Here is a 16,151-nt window from a genome sequence, read left to right on the forward strand (position 1 = left end):
CTGCGTCCTTGAGGTCGCGGCCTGTTGTTGGTGGCTGCTGCGGCAGCCTCCGCAACTCACCGGAGAATCACCATGACTAACACCATCGAGCAACTCAACGAACTGATCGAAATCACCCGTGACGGCCAGCGCTTCTACCAGCATGCCCACGACGAAGTGAAGGACGTGCGCCTACAAGTGCTGTTCCGTGATATGTCGCAGAGCAAAAGCGAGCTGATCCGCGCGCTATCGGTAAAAGTGGCCGCCAACCAAGAAACGCCAGCCAGCGGTGGCACCTTTGTCGGCAAGCTGCGTCAGGTCTATGCGGACACCAAAGCCAGTTTGGTCAGCGACACCGAAGCCACCTATGTGGCGCAGCTGGAAGAGGCCGAAGACCGCATTCTGCATGCCTTTGAGGATGCCCTAGAAAGCGCTGAGCCGGATGTGCAGGCGCTGCTGACCGCTGAAATGCCTAAAGTGCGCGCCAACCATAACCGCATGCGCACGTTGAAACAGTCCATGCAGTAAGTCCGGACCGGTGTGGTGTACGCCACACCGGGACCTATCGCGCTGCGGCGCGCATCTGACAAGGAGAATTACCATGCTGAGTTGGGCCATTACCTTTCTGATCATTGCCATCATCGCTGCCGTACTGGGCTTCGGTGGTATCGCAGGCACCGCCACGGGTATCGCGAAAATTCTCTTCGTGGTCTTTCTGGTGCTGTTCATTGTCTCGTTCATCATGGGCCGCCGCCCACGTTTGTAGGAGTGCAGAGCATGCAACCCTTCAAGACGCTGCTTGTCGCCCTGATGCTGGGCGGCAGTGCGGTGGCTTTGGCCGCCGACAACTCACAGTCTGTAACCGTTGAATCACTGAGTGTGCATGCACCGCTTTATGCGCAAAGCTGGTCCGCTATTCGTGAAGTTGATGGTGCTTGGCCGCAGTGGATGCGTAACCTTACCGGCACTGTGCTGGCGCTACATGAAGGGCACTCGCAGGTAGGTATTTGTTCTGAGCAGCGTTGTGTTCAGTCGGCTGGACTGGCGCGACTTACCGCGTCCGGGACCTATCAACAAACTACGCAGCAGTCTTACGCTTCGCCGCAACTTCGACCTGCCAGTGTGCAATGGCAAGCATCGCCTGATGTACATATGCCGCAACGGTTGAGTTTCTAAGTTTTAGCGGCCCCGATTCTCCATGCCTTTACCGCCAACCAGTAGTGGGAGCGTTTTGCGCCGGCCTGAGGTGTATCCAGCGTATCTGCGGGAAGCGTTCACCGGCTAAGTGCTGACGCTGTGCAGCTGCCCACGCTAGCCGCGCTTATCTCACTTCCTCCTCTCTCCGGTTGCTGGGCTGTATCAGCAACGGTTCTGTCTGAGCTTCTTTATTAGTGATAAGCACCCGCGGCAACTGCGTGGGTCTGCGGTTATTGAGCCGCTGAGATCTACGCGATGCCTGTATTCGTGCGCTCAAGATTCGGTTAGGACTCATGCAAGTTGCATGATGGAAATGTGGCAATCATGCAGCTTGCAAGTCGAGTTATTAGGTTGTGTATGTAAGCTGTTGAAATACAAGAGATTATTTTTTCCAAAGGCTGGCATGAGCCCTGCAACAGCTCTAGTGCGGTTGCTCCGGCAGCCAGGCAAAAAAGCGTAAGGGCGTCTGTGACCCCTTCGATCTGCCGCAGCGCATCTGCTGGGGTTTGTTCTACATAAGGAGAATCACCATGTTGAGTTGGGCCATTACCTTTCTGATCATCGCCATCATCGCTGCAGTGCTGGGCTTCGGTGGTATCGCTGGCACCGCAACCGGGATCGCGAAGATTCTGTTCGTGGTCTTTCTGGTGCTGTTCATTGTGTCGTTCATCATGGGTCGCCGCCCGAAACTTTAGGAGTCGTCATGCATCCCCTTAAGACGCTGCTTGCCGCCCTTTTGCTAGGCGGCAGTGCGGCGGCTTTGGCTGCCGATACCGATGGCCAATTCCGCCTCAATGAATTGCTCGCCAGTGACCCGGCTTATCAAGAAAGTTGGCAAGAGCTGGTGGAAGATGAGAGCCGTCTGCCGGACTGGGTAATGAACCTAAGCGGTATCGCCAGCCCCATGCAGGGCCTGGAAGATGACGGCGACAAGTACTTGGTAGGCCAGCTGTGTGAGGAAACCAACTGCTTCAATCAGCGCCTGTATGTGGCCTTCAGCTGGGATAAGGACGACGCCTACGCCCTCTATGTGCAACTGCCCGACGGTCTGCCGACGGACAAGGCACCCAGTCAGCACGCCACCCTACGCTGGCTTGGTGACCCGGACGAAGCCACTCAACAGTTGCTGCAAGAGCAGCTGAAAAGCGATCCGAACTGGTACTAAGAGTCTCTTTCCGATCTGCTGCACGTCGGCTCTGCTGCGTTAAAAACAGGCTCGGCAAGCCGCTTGCGGCTAACGCGTGTTGGCGCGGCCCGAAGGGCGAGTGGAGCGAGTAATGCTCATTTACAACACGTGAACTGCGCTTGATTCGCTGCGCTCACCCTTCGGGTCAGCTTTCGGCTGTTACTTCGCTGCGCTGCGTTTCTCGCCTGTTTTTGCCTTATCTCGGCTTCGGCTGTCTCGTCTACGTTTCTCAACGGCCTGCCAAGCGGCGCAGCTCCGCTATGGCGATTTGTGGGTGCAAGAATCCACACAATCACCATAGTGGCTGCAAACTCCCACCACAAAGCGACCTCAGCATGGCTCCCGTGTTTGCATAACTTACGGGGAGCTTCGCCATGTTTGATTGTTTATCCATTTCTAAGATCAGCGTCGGTCGCCGGCTTGTGCTGCTGATCGCCTTGGTTCTGGCGCAGCCCGCTCTGGCCAGCGAGCAATCCGCCGCCGAGCACAGCGAAAGTCCTTATTTCGCGGTACAGAGCGACGATCCCGCAGTGGATCGCTTACCGCTTAAGGCCACCAAAGTCGAGGTGCGGATATTGGGGGTGATCGCCGATGTGCGGGTCGTTCAGCAATACCGCAACGAGGGCACGCGGGCGCTGGAGGCGCGTTATGTGTTTCCCGGCTCGACCCGCGCGGCGGTGTACGGCATGACCGTACGCTTGGGCGAGCGTGAACTACGCGCGCAGATCCGCGAGAAGCAGAAGGCGCAGAAGGAGTACCAAGAGGCCAAGAGCGCTGGCAAGACCGCGGCCCTGCTCGAACAACAGCGCGAAAATGTATTCCAGATGAATGTCGCCAATATCCTGCCCGGCGATGTGGTTGACGTGGAGCTGCGCTATACCGAGTTGCTGCTGCCTACCGATGGCGTCTACAGCTTCGTCTTCCCTACCGTGGTCGGGCCGCGCTACAACGGCAGTGCCGGCAGTGAGAGCCACAAGGCTGGCCCTTGGGTCAGCACGCCATATTTGCCCGAGGGCGAAGCGACGCGCGATGCTTTCTCGCTCGCGGTGGAGTTGCAGTCGCCGGTGCCGTTGGCCGATATCCGCTCGCCAAGCCACAAGATCGAACTGCAACAGAGCACGCCGAGTCAGGCGCGGGTCAGCCTGGGCAGCGATACGGTGCAGAGCAATAACCGCGATTTCATCCTCGACTATCGTTTGAGTGGCGCCACTTTCGAGAGCGGCGTGCTGCTGTCCAAAGGCGCCGAGGAAAACTTCTTCCTGGCCTTGGTCGCGCCGCCGGCGAAGGTGAAAAGCCAGATGCTGGTGCCGCGCGAATATATCTTCGTGGTGGATATCTCCGGTTCCATGCATGGCTTCCCGCTGGATACCGCCAAGCGCCTGCTGAAGAATCTGCTCGGGCGCTTGCGCCCGGTCGACAGCTTCAATGTGCTGTTGTTCTCTGGCAGTAGCAGCATGCTCGCCGATGAGTCGCAGGCGGCTACCCCAGCAAATATCGAGACTGCGCTGGATATGCTCGACACCACGATGGGTTCGGGCGGCACCGAGCTGCTGCCGGCGTTGCGTAAGGCTCTGGCTGTGCCGAGCGATCCCGAGCGGGCGCGTAGCTTTGTAGTGGTCACCGATGGCTTCGTGTCGGTTGAACGCGAGGCCTTCGAGCTGGTGCGCAACAATCTGGACAAGGCCAATATGTTTGCCTTCGGTATTGGCAGCTCGGTCAATCGTCAGCTGATCGAGGGTCTGGCGCGGGCCGGGCAAGGCGAGCCCTTCGTAGTCCTCAACGAGGCGGCGGCGGACGAGCAGGCCGAGCGTTTTCGGCAGATGATCGATGCGCCGGTGCTGGCCGACCCGCAGGTGCGTTTCGATGGGCTGGAGGTCTACGATGTCGAGCCCGTGGCCTTGCCGGATCTGTTCGCTCAGCGGCCGCTGGTGGTGTTCGGCAAATGGCGCGGCGAGGCGCGCGGCAGCCTGCAAGTGGAGGGGCGCGGCGCGGCCGGGCCGTACCGAGTCGAGGTGCCGATCAAGCCCGAGATGGCCAGCGAGAACAATCGGGCGCTGGGCTATTTATGGGCGCGGCATAAGGTCGCCAGCCTTACCGATCAGGAAACCCTCGAGGGTGACTACGCCCATAGCCAGGCGATTCTCGACTTGGGCCTGAAATACAGCCTGCTGACGCCTTACACCTCGTTTATCGCCGTGGACGAACAGGTACGCAACCCCGCCCCGGCCGCTGCCGTCAGCGTCAAGCAAGCGTTGCCGTTGCCCCAGGGCGTGAGCAATCAGGCGATCGGCGCGCTGGTGTCGAGCACCCCGGAGCCGAGTACCTGGCTGATGTTGCTGGTCGCGGCTCTGGGTATGGGTTGGCTGGCGCGCCAGCATACTCGTCAGGAGCAACTTAAGTGATGCCGGCGCTCCCAATGGCTTGGCCGCGCGCTGGGGTCAACCCGCCGGCATGGCTGTGGTTGCTGCTGCCGGCATTGGCGCTGTGGCCGGTGTGGCAGTGGAGCGCGCGGCGCATGAGCGATGGCTCCGACGACCCGTTCGGCATAGTCGCACTGCTTGCGTTGGTGCTGATGCTCTGGCGTGAGCGCCGCCAGTTATCGGCCGCGCCGCGGCTGCCCTGGTTACTGCTGACAGTGCTGCTCTGCGCGGCGGCCGGGTTGGTGCCAGGCTTGCCGCCGTTATTGCGCGCGGTAGTGGCGGTGCTGACGCTGTTCGCCGGGGTGCTGGCGCTGCGCGCGCCGGGCCAGGCGCTGCTGGCCTGGCTGGGGTTGGGCTTGTTGGCGCTGCCGATCATGTCGTCCCTGCAGTTCTTCATCGGCTATCCGCTGCGGGTGCTGACCGCTGAGGTCAGCGCCTGGTTGCTGCGCGCCGGCGGGCTGGAGGTGCTACGCCAAGGCAGCACGCTGGAAGTGTCCGGGCAACTCATCATGGTCGATGCACCCTGTTCGGGCATTCAGATGGCCTGGGTCGCCTACTTCACTGCGTTCGCCACCGCCGCCTGGCTACGCATGGGCGATCGCCAGTTACTGCGTCGTTTGCCGCTGCTCGGGGTGCTGATACTGGCCGGCAATATTCTGCGCAATAGCCTGCTGATCCTGCAGGAAACCGGGCACCTGGATTGGCCCGGCTGGATGCACGAGGGCACCGGCTTGCTGGTGTTCATCGGCGTTTGTGCGCTGGTGCTGCGCTATATGATGGCGAATGGCATGGCCCACGAAGTCACGCTTGCGCCACTGGCGACTGAGCTGCCGGGACACCGGCCGTCGCTGCAGCCGGCGTTGCAAGTGATGTTGCTCACGGCGTTCGTGGCTGTGGCGCTGTGGCCGCTGTTGGCAGCGCCTGCGGCTGTTGAGCCAAGGTACGGCAGCTTTGTCGAGTGGCCAGCGCAATACGCTGGCGAGCCATTGCAACCGTTGGCCTTGTCGGCGGTGGAGCAGCGTTTCGCCGCGCAGTTTCCCGGCGCTATCGCCCGTTTTAGTACGGGTGCGCGGGCGGTCACGCTGCGTCATGTGACTCGTCCCACGCGTAAGTTGCATCCGGCCGCGGATTGCTACCGCGGTCTGGGTTATCGAATTCAGGCCATCCATCTGGAGCAGCGCAGTGATGGCGCCGGCTTGCAGCGCTGTTTTGTCGCCAGTGGTCATGGCGTCGATCTGCGTGTATGCGAGTACATCGAGGACGCCGCTGGGCAGATTTTTAGCGATAACTCGGCTTGGTACTGGTCGGCGCTCAGTGGGGATTCGGTGGGGCCATGGCGCGCCGTGAGTACGGCTGAGCAGTTGTGAAAGCGCCCGCTGCGGCGGACAAGGTTTCGCCCTCTCCGCCCGGCGATTGCTAGTGGTTGTATGGCTCGCGGCTCAAGCGCGCCATAGCGGTTAACCCCACCCCAGCCTCTCTTAACAGGCCGTTGAAAACGTTGGCGAGGCAGCCAGCGCAAGGCAAAAACAGGCGAAAAAGCGGTGTTTACGAGTTGTAAATGAGCATTACTCGTTCCACTCGCCCTTCGGGTCGCGCTAAAGCGCGTTAGCCGCAAGCGGCTTGCCGAGCCTGTTTTTAACGTCGCGATGGCAACGCAGGTAGTTTTTCAACAGCCTGCTAAGCCGCGCTATCATCGCGCCCACTGATCGGGGGGAGAAACGGCATGCTCAATTGGCTGTGGCTGGGGTTTTTCGTGGTGGCGGCCATTGCCGGCCTGTCGCGCTGGTTGCTCGGTGACGATCCGGCGGTATTCGCCGCCATGGTCGAAAGCCTGTTTGCCATGGCCAAGCTGTCGGTCGAGGTCATGGTGCTGCTGTTCGGCACCCTGACCCTCTGGCTCGGCCTGCTGCGTATCGCCGAGAAAGCCGGCCTGGTCGATGCCCTCGCGCGTATGCTCGGTCCGCTGTTTGCGCGGCTGATGCCGGAGGTCCCTCGCGGCCATCCGGCCCTCGGTCTGATCACCATGAACTTCGCCGCCAATGGCCTGGGCCTGGACAACGCCGCCACCCCGATTGGCCTGAAAGCCATGCGCGCCCTGCAGACGCTCAACCCCAGCAGTACCACGGCTACCAACGCACAGATCCTCTTTCTGGTGCTTAACGCCTCGTCGCTGACCCTGCTGCCCGTAACCATCTTTATGTACCGCGCGCAGCAGGGGGCGCCTGATCCGACCCTGGTATTTCTGCCGATCCTGCTGGCCACCAGCGCCTCGACCCTGGTCGGCTTGTTGTCGGTGGCGCTGATGCAGCGCCTGCGTCTGTGGGACCCGGTGGTGCTGGCGTATCTGATCCCCGGTGCGCTGCTACTCGGCAGCTTTATGGCCGTGCTGGCGACTATGTCGGCCACGGCGCTGGCGGCCCTGTCGTCGCTGGCCGGCAACCTCACGCTGTTCGGCATCATCATGCTGTTTCTGCTGCTCGGCGCGCTGAAGAAGGTCGCGGTGTACGAGGAGTTTGTCGAAGGCGCGAAGGAAGGCTTCGATGTGGCCAAGAGCCTGTTGCCTTACCTGGTGGCGATGCTTTGTGCGATTGGCGTGCTTCGCGCATCCGGTGCGCTGGAGTTCGGCCTCGATGGCATTCGCTGGCTGGTCGAAGCAGTGGGTTGGGATACGCGTTTTGTCGAGGCGCTGCCCACCGCGCTGGTCAAGCCGTTCTCCGGTAGCGCGGCGCGCGCCATGCTGATCGAAACCATGCAAACCCAGGGCGTCGACAGCTTTGCCGCATTGGTGGCGGCGACCATCCAGGGCAGCACGGAAACCACCTTCTATGTGCTGGCGGTGTACTTCGGCGCGGTCGGTATCCAGCGCGTGCGCCATGCCGTGGGCTGCGCACTGCTGGCCGAGTTTGCCGGGGTGGTGGCGGCTATTTTCGTCTGCTACTGGTTCTTCGGGTAGGTGTTCGGCAACGATCTGCTGCGCGTCGGCCCTGCTGCGTTAAAAACAGGCTCGGAATGCTCATGTACAAAAGTACACTCCGCTTCCTCGCCAGTTTTTGCCTTGCAGGACTCTAGCTCGCGAGATCTCAAATAGGGTTGTCGGTGGTTACTCCACCACCTTAAAACGCAGCACCCCGATCATCTGCCCGGCTTCGGTCAGCACCTGCACCTGCCAGCGGCCTACGGCGTCGGCGGGGAAGTTCTGTTTGTGGGTCCAGGCGCGATAGCCTTCCTTGCGCCCGCCGTGGATATCCAGGGCGATGCGTTCGACTTCGCCGCCATCGCGGCGCCAGACGTGATAAATCCGCTCGTTCAGCCCGCGCGGCGCACTGATTGCGGTGTAGGCGAACAGGCCCTGGCTACGCAGTTGCGCCACGCTCAGTTCCTTGATGCTCTCGCCCGGCGCGCGGTTGTGGTTATCAAATTTGCTGGTCACCGCCACCTCGGTCAGCCACAGCGTCGCCGGCGGAACCCAAATACGTGCCAGCCAGCCGCCTGCGCCAATGGCCAGGGTCAGGCCGATCAGTAACAGGCCACGCCACCAGCGTTGTACGGTGATGATCGTGAACAGCGAGGGGAACGACAGCACTACTGCCGCCGCCAGCGCCAGCTGATAACTCTGCGGGGTCGTCAGCTTGAAGATGATCGGCAGCGCCGTGAGCAGCACCGCAAATAGCGTCAGGGTGTGATAGGCGAGAAACAGCCAGCGTCTGGGCGCGAGCCAACGGTAGTACAGCGGGTCGATGATCGAAATCAGCGCGGCGCTGGCCAGCAGGCTGCTGAACAGCAGCTGGCTGCTGTTCCAGGTGGTGGTGATAAAGAAGAACGGCAGAACGAAGAACAGACTCTCCTGGTGGATCATCTGCGTGGCATAACGCAGCAGGGGCGGCGGTAGTTCGAAGCCGAACCATTGGGCAATGCGCGCGCGCAGGATGTTTTCCAGAATCAGCCACAGCCAGCTGACCAGCATCACCAGCGCCAGCACCTGCGCCAGCTCGGCCTGGCGCTCGACCAGCAGAAAGCTCGCCAGCCCAGAGGCAAAACCAAAGACCGCGACCATCCCGGGATTGCGCTGAATCAGCGCAATCAGTTTGAAGATCAGTTGTTTCCACGCAGGCATAAATTGAGCTCGATTATTCTGACCACACGGCCAAGCGGTTCCCACTTGGATCGCGAAACTCGAAACGTCGCCCACCGGGGAAGCTGAAAATTTCCTGAGTGATCTGCCCGCCAGCAGCCGCCACCTGGGCGCACACGCCTTGCAGGTCCGTGGCGTAAATCACCACCAGCGGCCCGGCACCCACTGCGCTGTCGGTGGTAAAGCCACCCGTCATGCGCCCGTCGGTAAAGCTGCTGTAGTGCGGGCCATAGTCGGTAAAGCGCCAGCCAAAGACCTGTTCATAGAACTGCTTGAGCACCGGCAGGTCGACGGCGGCGAACTCGATGTAATCGATACGCAGATTCTGTTCGGCTTGGCTCATGGCGGGCATACCTGGGCGAATGACGGGCGCAGAGCATAGCGCGCTCAGCCGGCCGGCACACAGGGCATCTGTCGCCTTTGGCCATGCGCTTTGGCCGGCCTTGCCACTGCTACCCGGCAACCCGAGCGATAGCCTGCAATGGGTAAACACAGTCGGCAAAAACGCAGCGCTCCGCGCCATGGGCTGTGCGGCGTTATGGAGAGCTACATGCGCGTCTTGATCACAGGTGCAGCCGGTTATATCGGCCAGCAGTTGCTTAACCAGCTGGCCGTGCAGCACCCGCAGTGGATGCTGATTGCCGCCGATATCCGTCCGCAAAACCGCGCGGGGATGAAGCTGAATATTGAACCGGTGCTGCTCGATATCAGCCAGCCGGCGGCTGTGGAAGACTGCGTGGCCACTTGGCAGCCGCAGGCGATTGTCCACCTGGCCTCGGTGGTCACCCCGCCGCCGGGTATGAGCGAGGCGCAGTTGCATGCCATCGATGTCGGCGGCACCCAGGCGCTGATCCAGGCGGCTGCGGCCCATAGCGTCGAACAGCTGATCGTCACCAGCTCGGGCGCCGCGTATGGCTATGACCCGCAGAATGCCGAATGGCTGGATGAAGACCAGCCGCTGCGCGGCCATGCGCAGTTCGCCTACGCCAAGCATAAACGTGAAGTGGAACTGCTGCTGGCCGAGGCCCGCGCGCAGCATCCGCAACTCAAGCAACTGGTGCTGCGCCCCGGCACCATTCTCGGCAAACAGGTAAATAACCAGATCACCGAGCTATTCAAGAAACCGGTGGTGCTGGGCATCCGCGGCAGCGACAGCCGCTTCGTGTTTATCTGGGATCAGGATGTGGTCGACATCATTGGCCGCGGCCTGCGCCTGCAGAGCGCAGGCATCTTCAACCTGGCCGGCGATGGCGCGCTGTCACTCAAGGAAATCGCCGAACTGCTCGGCAAGCCCTACCGCGCCCTGCCGGCCTGGCTGATTCGCACCGCGTTGCGCGTGCTCAAGCCACTCGGCTTGAGCCCCTACGGCCCGGAGCAGGTAGATTTTCTGCGCTATCGCCCGGTGCTGAGCAATCGCCGGCTGAAACAGGACTTTGGCTTTAGCCCACGCTATAGCTCGCGTGAGGCATTTCTGGCGTTTTTACGGGCACAGGGGATTTAGCCTGCGGTCATTGAGCTTTCTGCCGCGCCCGATATTCACCCGGTGTTAACCCAGTCCATTGGCGAAACGCGCGAAAGAATACGCTGGGTTCCGAGTAGCCCAGCAGCAGGGCGATTTCTGCGGCGGGTAAATTGCCAGTGCTCAGGTGTTGTTCGGCCAGCTGCTGGCGGGTGTCGTTAAGCAGTTGCTGGTAGTTGCAGCCTTCGTCGGCCAGGCGGCGCTGCAGGGTGCGTTCGCTCAAGTGCAGATGACGCGCCAATTCGCTGCGGTCCGGCTCGCCGCGCGCCAGTTGCTCGCCGAGCAGAGCCACCACGCGGGCGCTTAGCCCTTCACTGGGCAGGCGCGCGAGCAGGGCTTCGGCATGTTGGCGCAGCAGGTTCTGCAGCGGTGGGTTGGCCTGGATCAGCGGCGCGCTGGCCAGGCTGCGCGGCAGGACGATGCCGTAATCGCTGGCGGCAAACTGCAGCGGGCAGGCGAAGGTTTCGCTGTAACTGTCCAGCGTCGGTGGCTGTTCGTGAACGAACTGCGCGCGCAACAGCTGCCAGTTATCCAGCAGCGGGTGCAGCATCTGCACCCAACAGGCCATCAGCGCCAGCACGCGGGTGCGAGTGGCCGGCAGCTCGGGATGCAGCGGACGATAGAGCAGCTGCAGCTCATCGCCCTGTTCACGTAATTGCAACTCGCCGCCCTCGCCCACCAGGCGTTGATAGCGCAGCCCGGCGGCCAGCGCGTCGCCCAGGGTCGGGCTACTCTGCAACAGGTAGCCGAGCACGCTGAACGGCCCTGGGGCGAGGTTGCAGCCCAGGGCCAGACCGGGTTCGGCATGTTCGATACGGCCAAGCTGTTGCCAGAGTTGTTCCTGAGTGGCGAATGGCACGCGGGCATCGGGGTCGCTGAGCTGGCTGTCGCTGAGGTCGCAGGCGCTCATCAGTTGCGTGCGATCAACGCCCAGGCGGCTGGCGGCATGCAACACCGCGAGGGTGATGCTGGCGCTGACCGAGGTGTGTAGTGAGTCGTGAGTGTGCTTTGACATGGCCCGATTCTGCCCAAAGCTGTGGCCTGAAGGTAGCGTTAAGACGTCTAGACTCTGTTCCATTCGCACCGCCGCGAACGAAACGGCAACAGCCCCTTCTAACACTTGGTTACCAGGGCTGCCGGTATTACTCCGTGCAACCTGTGGCTGAGCGGTTAGACTCTTGTCCTCCGGACGCACTCATAAGGTGCGACCGGTTCAAAAATAAACAGAAAAGGAGAACTCCCATGAAAGGTAAATCCCTGGCATGGGCCCTGTCGGCTGCACTCGCAGGTATTACCCTGAGCAGCGCCGTACAGGCCGAAGAGCAATTCGTCACCATCGGCACCGGTGGCCAAACTGGCGTTTATTACGTTGCCGGCCAATCGATCTGCCGTTTCCTCAATCGCGGTGCGGCTGAGCACGGCATCAAGTGCAACGCTCCAGCCAGTGGCGGCGGCGTGGCCAACGTCAACGGCATCCGCAGTGGCGAGTTCAATTTCGGCATCATGCAGTCGGACCATCAGTTCAAAGCCATGAAGGGCGTTGCGCCGTTCGAGAAAGAAGGCGCGATGGAGGACATCCGCGCGGTGTTCTCGCTGCAGAGTGAGGTGTTCACCATCCTCGCCCGCCGTGACGCCAACATCGCCAGCTTCGATGACCTCAAAGGCAAGCGCGTCAACATCGGCAACCCAGGTTCCGGTCAGCGCGACACCCTGGAAGAGATCATGCAGGTCAAGGGCTGGGACCGCTCTGCGTTCTCCCTGGCTGCCGAGCTGAAGCCCGCTGAGCAGGCTTCTGCCCTGGGCGACAACAATATCGACGCGATGACCTACTTTGTCGGCCATCCGAATGGCGCGATCCAGGAAGCCACCACCACTACCGACGCGGTACTGGTGCCGGTGACCGGTGCAGAAATCGACAAGCTGCTGGCTGAGAAGAGCTACTACACCAAGGCTGATATCCCCGGCGGCGTGTACAAGGGCAACGACAAGCCAACGCCGTCTATCGGCGGTAAAGCCGTACTTTCGACCTCGGCCAAGGCCAGCCCGGAAGTGGTCTACCAGCTGGTTAAGTCGGTATTCGACAACATTGATCGCTTCAAGCGTCTGCACCCTGCATTTGCTGACCTGAAAGAAGAAGACATGATCAAAGTCGGCCTCAGCGCAGAGCTGCACGAAGGCGCAGTGCGTTATTACAAAGAGCGCGGCTGGTTGTAAGCGGCCCACGCTGCCCGCCCAAACGGGCTAGTGTCTCTAGATAAGCAAACCCGCAGCTGCAAGGCTGCGGGTTTTGCCGTTTCCGTACTCTCGAATGCAGGTTCAACCCATGCATGACAAGCAACTGTCCACCGAAGAACTGATTGCCCAGGATGTCGGTGCGCGCACCCCGCTGGGGGCCATGGCGCAGGTGATCACCGGCCTGGCCCTGCTTTGGTCGCTGTTTCAACTGTGGATCGCCTCGCCGCTGCCGTTCGTGTTCGGCATTGGTGTGTTCAATGACACCGAAACCCGCTCTATCCACCTGGCGTTTGCCCTGTTGCTGGCGTTTCTCGCCTACCCGGCCTTTCGCAAGTCGCCGCGTGATCGCGTGCCCCTGCTGGATATCGCCCTAGGCTTGGTCGCTGCCGCCAGCGCCGCCTACCTGTTTATTTTCTACCAGCAGCTGGCCTTGCGCCCCGGTAGCCTGACCACCGCGGACATGCTAACCGCGTGCATCGGCATCCCGTTGCTGCTGGAAGCCACTCGCCGAGTGCTTGGCCCGCCACTGGCGATCATCGCCCTGCTGTTCCTCGTCTACAGCCTGGCTGGGCCGTATATGCCGGGGATGCTGGCGCACCGTGGGGTCAGCTTCAATGCCATGGTCAACCACCAATGGATTACTACCGAGGGGGTGTTCGGCATCGCCCTCGGCGTATCCACCAGCTTCGTGTTTCTCTTCGTGCTGTTCGGTGCCTTGCTCGAACGCGCTGGCGCTGGGCATTACTTTATTCAGCTGGCGTTCAGCATGCTCGGGCACTTCCGCGGTGGCCCGGCCAAGGCGGCGGTGGTGGCGTCGGGTTTGACCGGGCTGATTTCCGGCTCGTCGATTGCCAACGTGGTGACCACCGGGACCTTCACCATTCCGATGATGAAGCGCACTGGCTTCTCGGCCGAGAAGGCCGGCGCGGTGGAAGTAGCCTCGTCGGTGAATGGTCAGATCATGCCGCCGGTGATGGGCGCCGCGGCCTTTCTGATGGTCGAGTACATCGGTATGCCGTATGTCGAGATCATTAAACACGCCTTCCTGCCGGCGGCGATTTCCTATATTGCGCTGCTGTATATCGTCCATCTGGAATCGCTGAAGCTCGGCCTGCAGCCGGTGCCTGGGCATCAACCCAAGCCCTGGCTGCGCCGCCTGACCGGCTTCGCCTTCGGTGCGGCGCTGATCAGCGGTCTGTCGCTGGCGGTGTATTACGGCCTTGGCTGGCTCAAACCGGCGCTGGGTGAATATGCCCTGCCGGGTATCGGCGCGTTGCTGGCGCTGGTTTATCTGGGTCTGTTGAAAATCGCCGCCAGCGTGCCGGTGCTGCCTGCCGAAGACCCTGACGCGCCGCTCGACAAACTGCCGCAAACCCGTGCCGTGCTGCTTTCCGGACTGCACTTTCTGTTGCCGGTGGTGGTGCTGGTCTGGTGCCTGATGATTGAGCGTCTATCCCCCGGCCTGTCGGCCTTCTGGGGCAGTGTGATGCTGGTGATCATCCTGCTCACCCAGCGTCCTTTGCTGACTTGGCTACGCACCGATGGCACGCATGCCCATGGCTCGTTTATGGACGGCGTGATCGACCTGCGTGAGGGCCTGATTGCCGGTGCGCGCAATATGATCGGCATCGGCATTGCCACGGCGGCGGCGGGGATCATTGTCGGCGCGGTATCGCAAACCGGGGTTGGCCTGGTGCTGGCCGATCTGGTCGAGCTGCTGTCGATGGGTAACCTGTTGCTGATGCTGGTGCTCACGGCGATTTTTAGCCTGGTCCTGGGCATGGGCCTGCCGACCACTGCCAACTACATCGTGGTGTCCAGCCTGCTGGTGCCGGTGATCGTCACCCTCGGTCAGCAGAACGGCCTGATCGTGCCGCTGATAGCCGTGCACTTGTTCGTCTTCTACTTCGGCATCATGGCCGACGTTACGCCGCCGGTGGGCCTGGCCTCATTTGCGGCTGCGGCAGTGTCAAAGGGCGATCCGATCAAGACCGGGATTCAGGCCTTCTACTACAGCCTGCGTACGGCGATCTTGCCGTTCCTGTTTATCTTCAACACCGACCTGCTGCTGATCGACGTGGATTTCTGGCACGGCGTGCTGATCTTTATCATCGCCACCGTCGCCATGCTGATCTTCGCAGCCGGCAGCCAGGGTTATTTCCTGGTGCGCAGTCGCTGGTACGAGAACGTGTTGCTGTTGCTGGTGGCCTTCACCCTGTTCCGCCCAGGCTTCTGGATGGACATCGTGCACGACCCTTACCGCGACATTCCGCCGGCACAACTGGCCCAGGCTCTGGGTGATGTGGCCGATGGCAGCCAGCTGCGCTTGCGCATCAAGGGTGAAGATGCGGTGGGCGATGCCCGCGAGTTCAGCCTGTTGTTGCCCGTGCCGGAAGGAGCCAGCGGCGAAGAGCGCCTGGAGAAACTCGGATTGCTGACCTATGAAGAGGGCGGCAAGGTGCTCGTCGACAGCGTCACCTTCGGCAGCCCGGCGGCTGAAGCCGGTCTGGCGTTCGATCAGGAAATCCTCAAGGTTCGCGCGCCGACGGATCGTTGGATCAAGGAGCTGATGTGGATTCCTGGCTTCCTGCTGTTCGCTCTGGTGTTCTGGTTGCAGCGTCGCCGCCGGGCGAGCGGCGTATCTTGAGTCGAGCCTTACGCACCCATTCGCTGCGCAGTTTATTGCGCAGCGATCTGTTGATAAGTCTATGGGGATTAGGCTGAAGCGCCTGTATCCATTGGCCTTGAGCGAGCTGCGCAGAAACCTGCGCAGTCTTGCGCAATAACTTGCTCAGCTTTTAGTGAACTGGCTCACAGCTGGTTGGGGTGTGCATTTGGCTTTCTATTAAGTCTATGATTTATAACGATTTTATTTAATTGGCATGCTTGTCGCTACAAGGGAAGCTCCCGGATCACTGCAGATCCATGACCCAAGGCAAGGAAAGCACTCATGCCAACACCCGCGTATCTGTCCCTCGAAGGCACCAAACAAGGCCTGATCACTGCCGGCACCTTCACCGAAGATTCCGTCGGTAACATCTTCCAGGAAGGTCATGAAGACCAGATCCTGGTTCAAGCCTTCAACCACCAGGTCATCATCCCGCGTGATCCGCAGTCCGGTCAGCCGACTGGCCAGCGCGTCCACAAGCCGCTGATGATCACCAAAGTCTTCGACAAATCCTCGCCGCTGATCTTCAACTCCCTGACCTCCGGTGAGCGTCTGTCCAAGTGCCGTCTGGAGTGGTACCGCACTTCCTCCACCGGTACTCAGGAGCACTACTTCACCATCGAGCTGGAAGATGCCGTGATCGTTGACGTGCAGTCGCGTATGCCGAACTGCCAGGATCCAGGCATGGCCCACTTCACCCACCTCGAAGACGTGTACTTCACCTACCGCAAAATCGTCTGGACCCACGAAGTCTCCGGTACTTCCGGCTCTGACGACTGGCGTACCCCGATCTCCGCCTAAAAACTGGCTGAGCT

The 16,151-nt window shown here is 61.1% G+C and carries 15 protein-coding genes; 12 read left to right on the top strand and 3 right to left on the bottom strand.

Annotated elements, in window-relative coordinates:
* Window positions 1–72: 72 nt before the first annotated feature.
* From AACX99_RS03430 to AACX99_RS03465, 8 genes are all read left to right on the top strand, one after another.
* Window positions 73–507 carry a ferritin-like domain-containing protein gene (locus AACX99_RS03430; RefSeq protein WP_339409503.1) on the top strand — a complete coding sequence of 145 codons (435 nt, stop codon included), beginning with the start codon at window positions 73–75 and terminating at the stop codon, window positions 505–507.
* A gap of 73 nt (window positions 508–580) precedes the next feature.
* Window positions 581–745, top strand: coding sequence for a DUF1328 domain-containing protein (locus tag AACX99_RS03435; RefSeq protein WP_090539539.1), 165 nt, complete (start codon window positions 581–583; stop codon window positions 743–745).
* 11 nt (window positions 746–756) lie between these two features.
* Window positions 757–1,155, top strand: a complete 399-nt coding sequence (locus tag AACX99_RS03440; protein ID WP_339409509.1) for a hypothetical protein — start codon at window positions 757–759, stop codon at window positions 1,153–1,155.
* Window positions 1,156–1,706: 551 nt separating this feature from the next.
* A complete protein-coding gene (locus tag AACX99_RS03445; RefSeq protein WP_044499384.1) occupies window positions 1,707–1,871 on the top strand; it encodes a DUF1328 domain-containing protein in 165 nt (54 codons plus the stop codon).
* Window positions 1,872–1,879: 8 nt separating this feature from the next.
* Entirely contained in the window at window positions 1,880–2,341 is a 462-nt protein-coding gene (locus tag AACX99_RS03450) for an inhibitor of vertebrate lysozyme family protein (protein ID WP_339409511.1), read from the top strand.
* 395 nt (window positions 2,342–2,736) lie between these two features.
* Entirely contained in the window at window positions 2,737–4,764 is a 2,028-nt protein-coding gene (locus AACX99_RS03455) for a VIT and vWA domain-containing protein (RefSeq protein ID WP_339409513.1), read from the top strand.
* Window positions 4,765–4,778: 14 nt separating this feature from the next.
* On the top strand, window positions 4,779–6,149 hold the full coding sequence (gene xrtQ / locus AACX99_RS03460; RefSeq protein WP_339409514.1) for an exosortase Q: 1,371 nt from the start codon (window positions 4,779–4,781) through the stop codon (window positions 6,147–6,149).
* A gap of 356 nt (window positions 6,150–6,505) precedes the next feature.
* Window positions 6,506–7,735 carry a nucleoside recognition domain-containing protein gene (locus tag AACX99_RS03465; protein ID WP_339409515.1) on the top strand — a complete coding sequence of 410 codons (1,230 nt, stop codon included), beginning with the start codon at window positions 6,506–6,508 and terminating at the stop codon, window positions 7,733–7,735.
* 147 nt (window positions 7,736–7,882) lie between these two features.
* Here AACX99_RS03465 and AACX99_RS03470 read toward each other — a convergent pair whose 3' ends face one another.
* Together AACX99_RS03470 and AACX99_RS03475 are read right to left on the bottom strand one after the other, a co-directional pair.
* Entirely contained in the window at window positions 7,883–8,896 is a 1,014-nt protein-coding gene (locus AACX99_RS03470) for a DUF5924 family protein (RefSeq protein ID WP_339409516.1), read from the bottom strand.
* Window positions 8,897–8,909: 13 nt separating this feature from the next.
* Window positions 8,910–9,257, bottom strand: a complete 348-nt coding sequence (locus AACX99_RS03475) for a VOC family protein (protein WP_339409517.1) — start codon at window positions 9,255–9,257, stop codon at window positions 8,910–8,912.
* A 207-nt stretch (window positions 9,258–9,464) separates the two neighbouring features.
* On the opposite strand from AACX99_RS03475, the gene AACX99_RS03480 reads away from it, so the two are divergent.
* The gene (locus tag AACX99_RS03480; RefSeq protein WP_339409518.1) at window positions 9,465–10,415 is read left to right on the top strand and encodes an SDR family oxidoreductase; all 951 of its coding nucleotides are present in this window, start codon (window positions 9,465–9,467) and stop codon (window positions 10,413–10,415) included.
* 7 nt (window positions 10,416–10,422) lie between these two features.
* Here AACX99_RS03480 and AACX99_RS03485 read toward each other — a convergent pair whose 3' ends face one another.
* Window positions 10,423–11,448 (bottom strand): AraC family transcriptional regulator, encoded by a 1,026-nt coding sequence (locus tag AACX99_RS03485; protein ID WP_339409520.1) that lies wholly within the window; start codon window positions 11,446–11,448, stop codon window positions 10,423–10,425.
* 227 nt (window positions 11,449–11,675) lie between these two features.
* Here AACX99_RS03485 and AACX99_RS03490 point away from each other — a divergent pair, with 227 nt between their 5' ends.
* The 3 genes from AACX99_RS03490 (at window position 11,676) to AACX99_RS03500 (ending at window position 16,137) form a co-directional block, all read left to right on the top strand.
* Window positions 11,676–12,647 carry a TAXI family TRAP transporter solute-binding subunit gene (locus tag AACX99_RS03490; protein WP_339409521.1) on the top strand — a complete coding sequence of 324 codons (972 nt, stop codon included), beginning with the start codon at window positions 11,676–11,678 and terminating at the stop codon, window positions 12,645–12,647.
* Between the two features lie 109 nt (window positions 12,648–12,756).
* Complete coding sequence (locus AACX99_RS03495; protein WP_339409522.1) at window positions 12,757–15,315, top strand: TRAP transporter permease; 2,559 nt, start codon at window positions 12,757–12,759, stop codon at window positions 15,313–15,315.
* 303 nt (window positions 15,316–15,618) lie between these two features.
* A complete protein-coding gene (locus AACX99_RS03500) occupies window positions 15,619–16,137 on the top strand; it encodes an Hcp family type VI secretion system effector (RefSeq protein ID WP_090443843.1) in 519 nt (172 codons plus the stop codon).
* Window positions 16,138–16,151 lie beyond the last annotated feature (14 nt).

This window comes from Pseudomonas sp. EA_35y_Pfl2_R5 (assembly GCF_963970805.1).
Taxonomy (GTDB): domain Bacteria; phylum Pseudomonadota; class Gammaproteobacteria; order Pseudomonadales; family Pseudomonadaceae; genus Aquipseudomonas.

Excerpts from the sequence above, each read along its gene's own strand:
- AACX99_RS03470 (WP_339409516.1), bottom strand. The coding sequence starts at position 8,896 with ATGCCTGCGTGGAAACAACTGATCTTCAAACTGATTGCGCTGATTCAG.
- AACX99_RS03465 (WP_339409515.1), top strand. The coding sequence starts at position 6,506 with ATGCTCAATTGGCTGTGGCTGGGGTTTTTCGTGGTGGCGGCCATTGCC.
- AACX99_RS03485 (WP_339409520.1), bottom strand. The coding sequence starts at position 11,448 with ATGTCAAAGCACACTCACGACTCACTACACACCTCGGTCAGCGCCAGC.
- AACX99_RS03490 (WP_339409521.1), top strand. The coding sequence starts at position 11,676 with ATGAAAGGTAAATCCCTGGCATGGGCCCTGTCGGCTGCACTCGCAGGT.
- xrtQ (WP_339409514.1), top strand. The coding sequence starts at position 4,779 with ATGGCTTGGCCGCGCGCTGGGGTCAACCCGCCGGCATGGCTGTGGTTG.
- AACX99_RS03430 (WP_339409503.1), top strand. The coding sequence starts at position 73 with ATGACTAACACCATCGAGCAACTCAACGAACTGATCGAAATCACCCGT.
- AACX99_RS03500 (WP_090443843.1), top strand. The coding sequence starts at position 15,619 with ATGCCAACACCCGCGTATCTGTCCCTCGAAGGCACCAAACAAGGCCTG.
- AACX99_RS03445 (WP_044499384.1), top strand. The coding sequence starts at position 1,707 with ATGTTGAGTTGGGCCATTACCTTTCTGATCATCGCCATCATCGCTGCA.
- AACX99_RS03440 (WP_339409509.1), top strand. The coding sequence starts at position 757 with ATGCAACCCTTCAAGACGCTGCTTGTCGCCCTGATGCTGGGCGGCAGT.
- AACX99_RS03480 (WP_339409518.1), top strand. The coding sequence starts at position 9,465 with ATGCGCGTCTTGATCACAGGTGCAGCCGGTTATATCGGCCAGCAGTTG.
- AACX99_RS03495 (WP_339409522.1), top strand. The coding sequence starts at position 12,757 with ATGCATGACAAGCAACTGTCCACCGAAGAACTGATTGCCCAGGATGTC.
- AACX99_RS03455 (WP_339409513.1), top strand. The coding sequence starts at position 2,737 with ATGTTTGATTGTTTATCCATTTCTAAGATCAGCGTCGGTCGCCGGCTT.
- AACX99_RS03450 (WP_339409511.1), top strand. The coding sequence starts at position 1,880 with ATGCATCCCCTTAAGACGCTGCTTGCCGCCCTTTTGCTAGGCGGCAGT.
- AACX99_RS03435 (WP_090539539.1), top strand. The coding sequence starts at position 581 with ATGCTGAGTTGGGCCATTACCTTTCTGATCATTGCCATCATCGCTGCC.
- AACX99_RS03475 (WP_339409517.1), bottom strand. The coding sequence starts at position 9,257 with ATGAGCCAAGCCGAACAGAATCTGCGTATCGATTACATCGAGTTCGCC.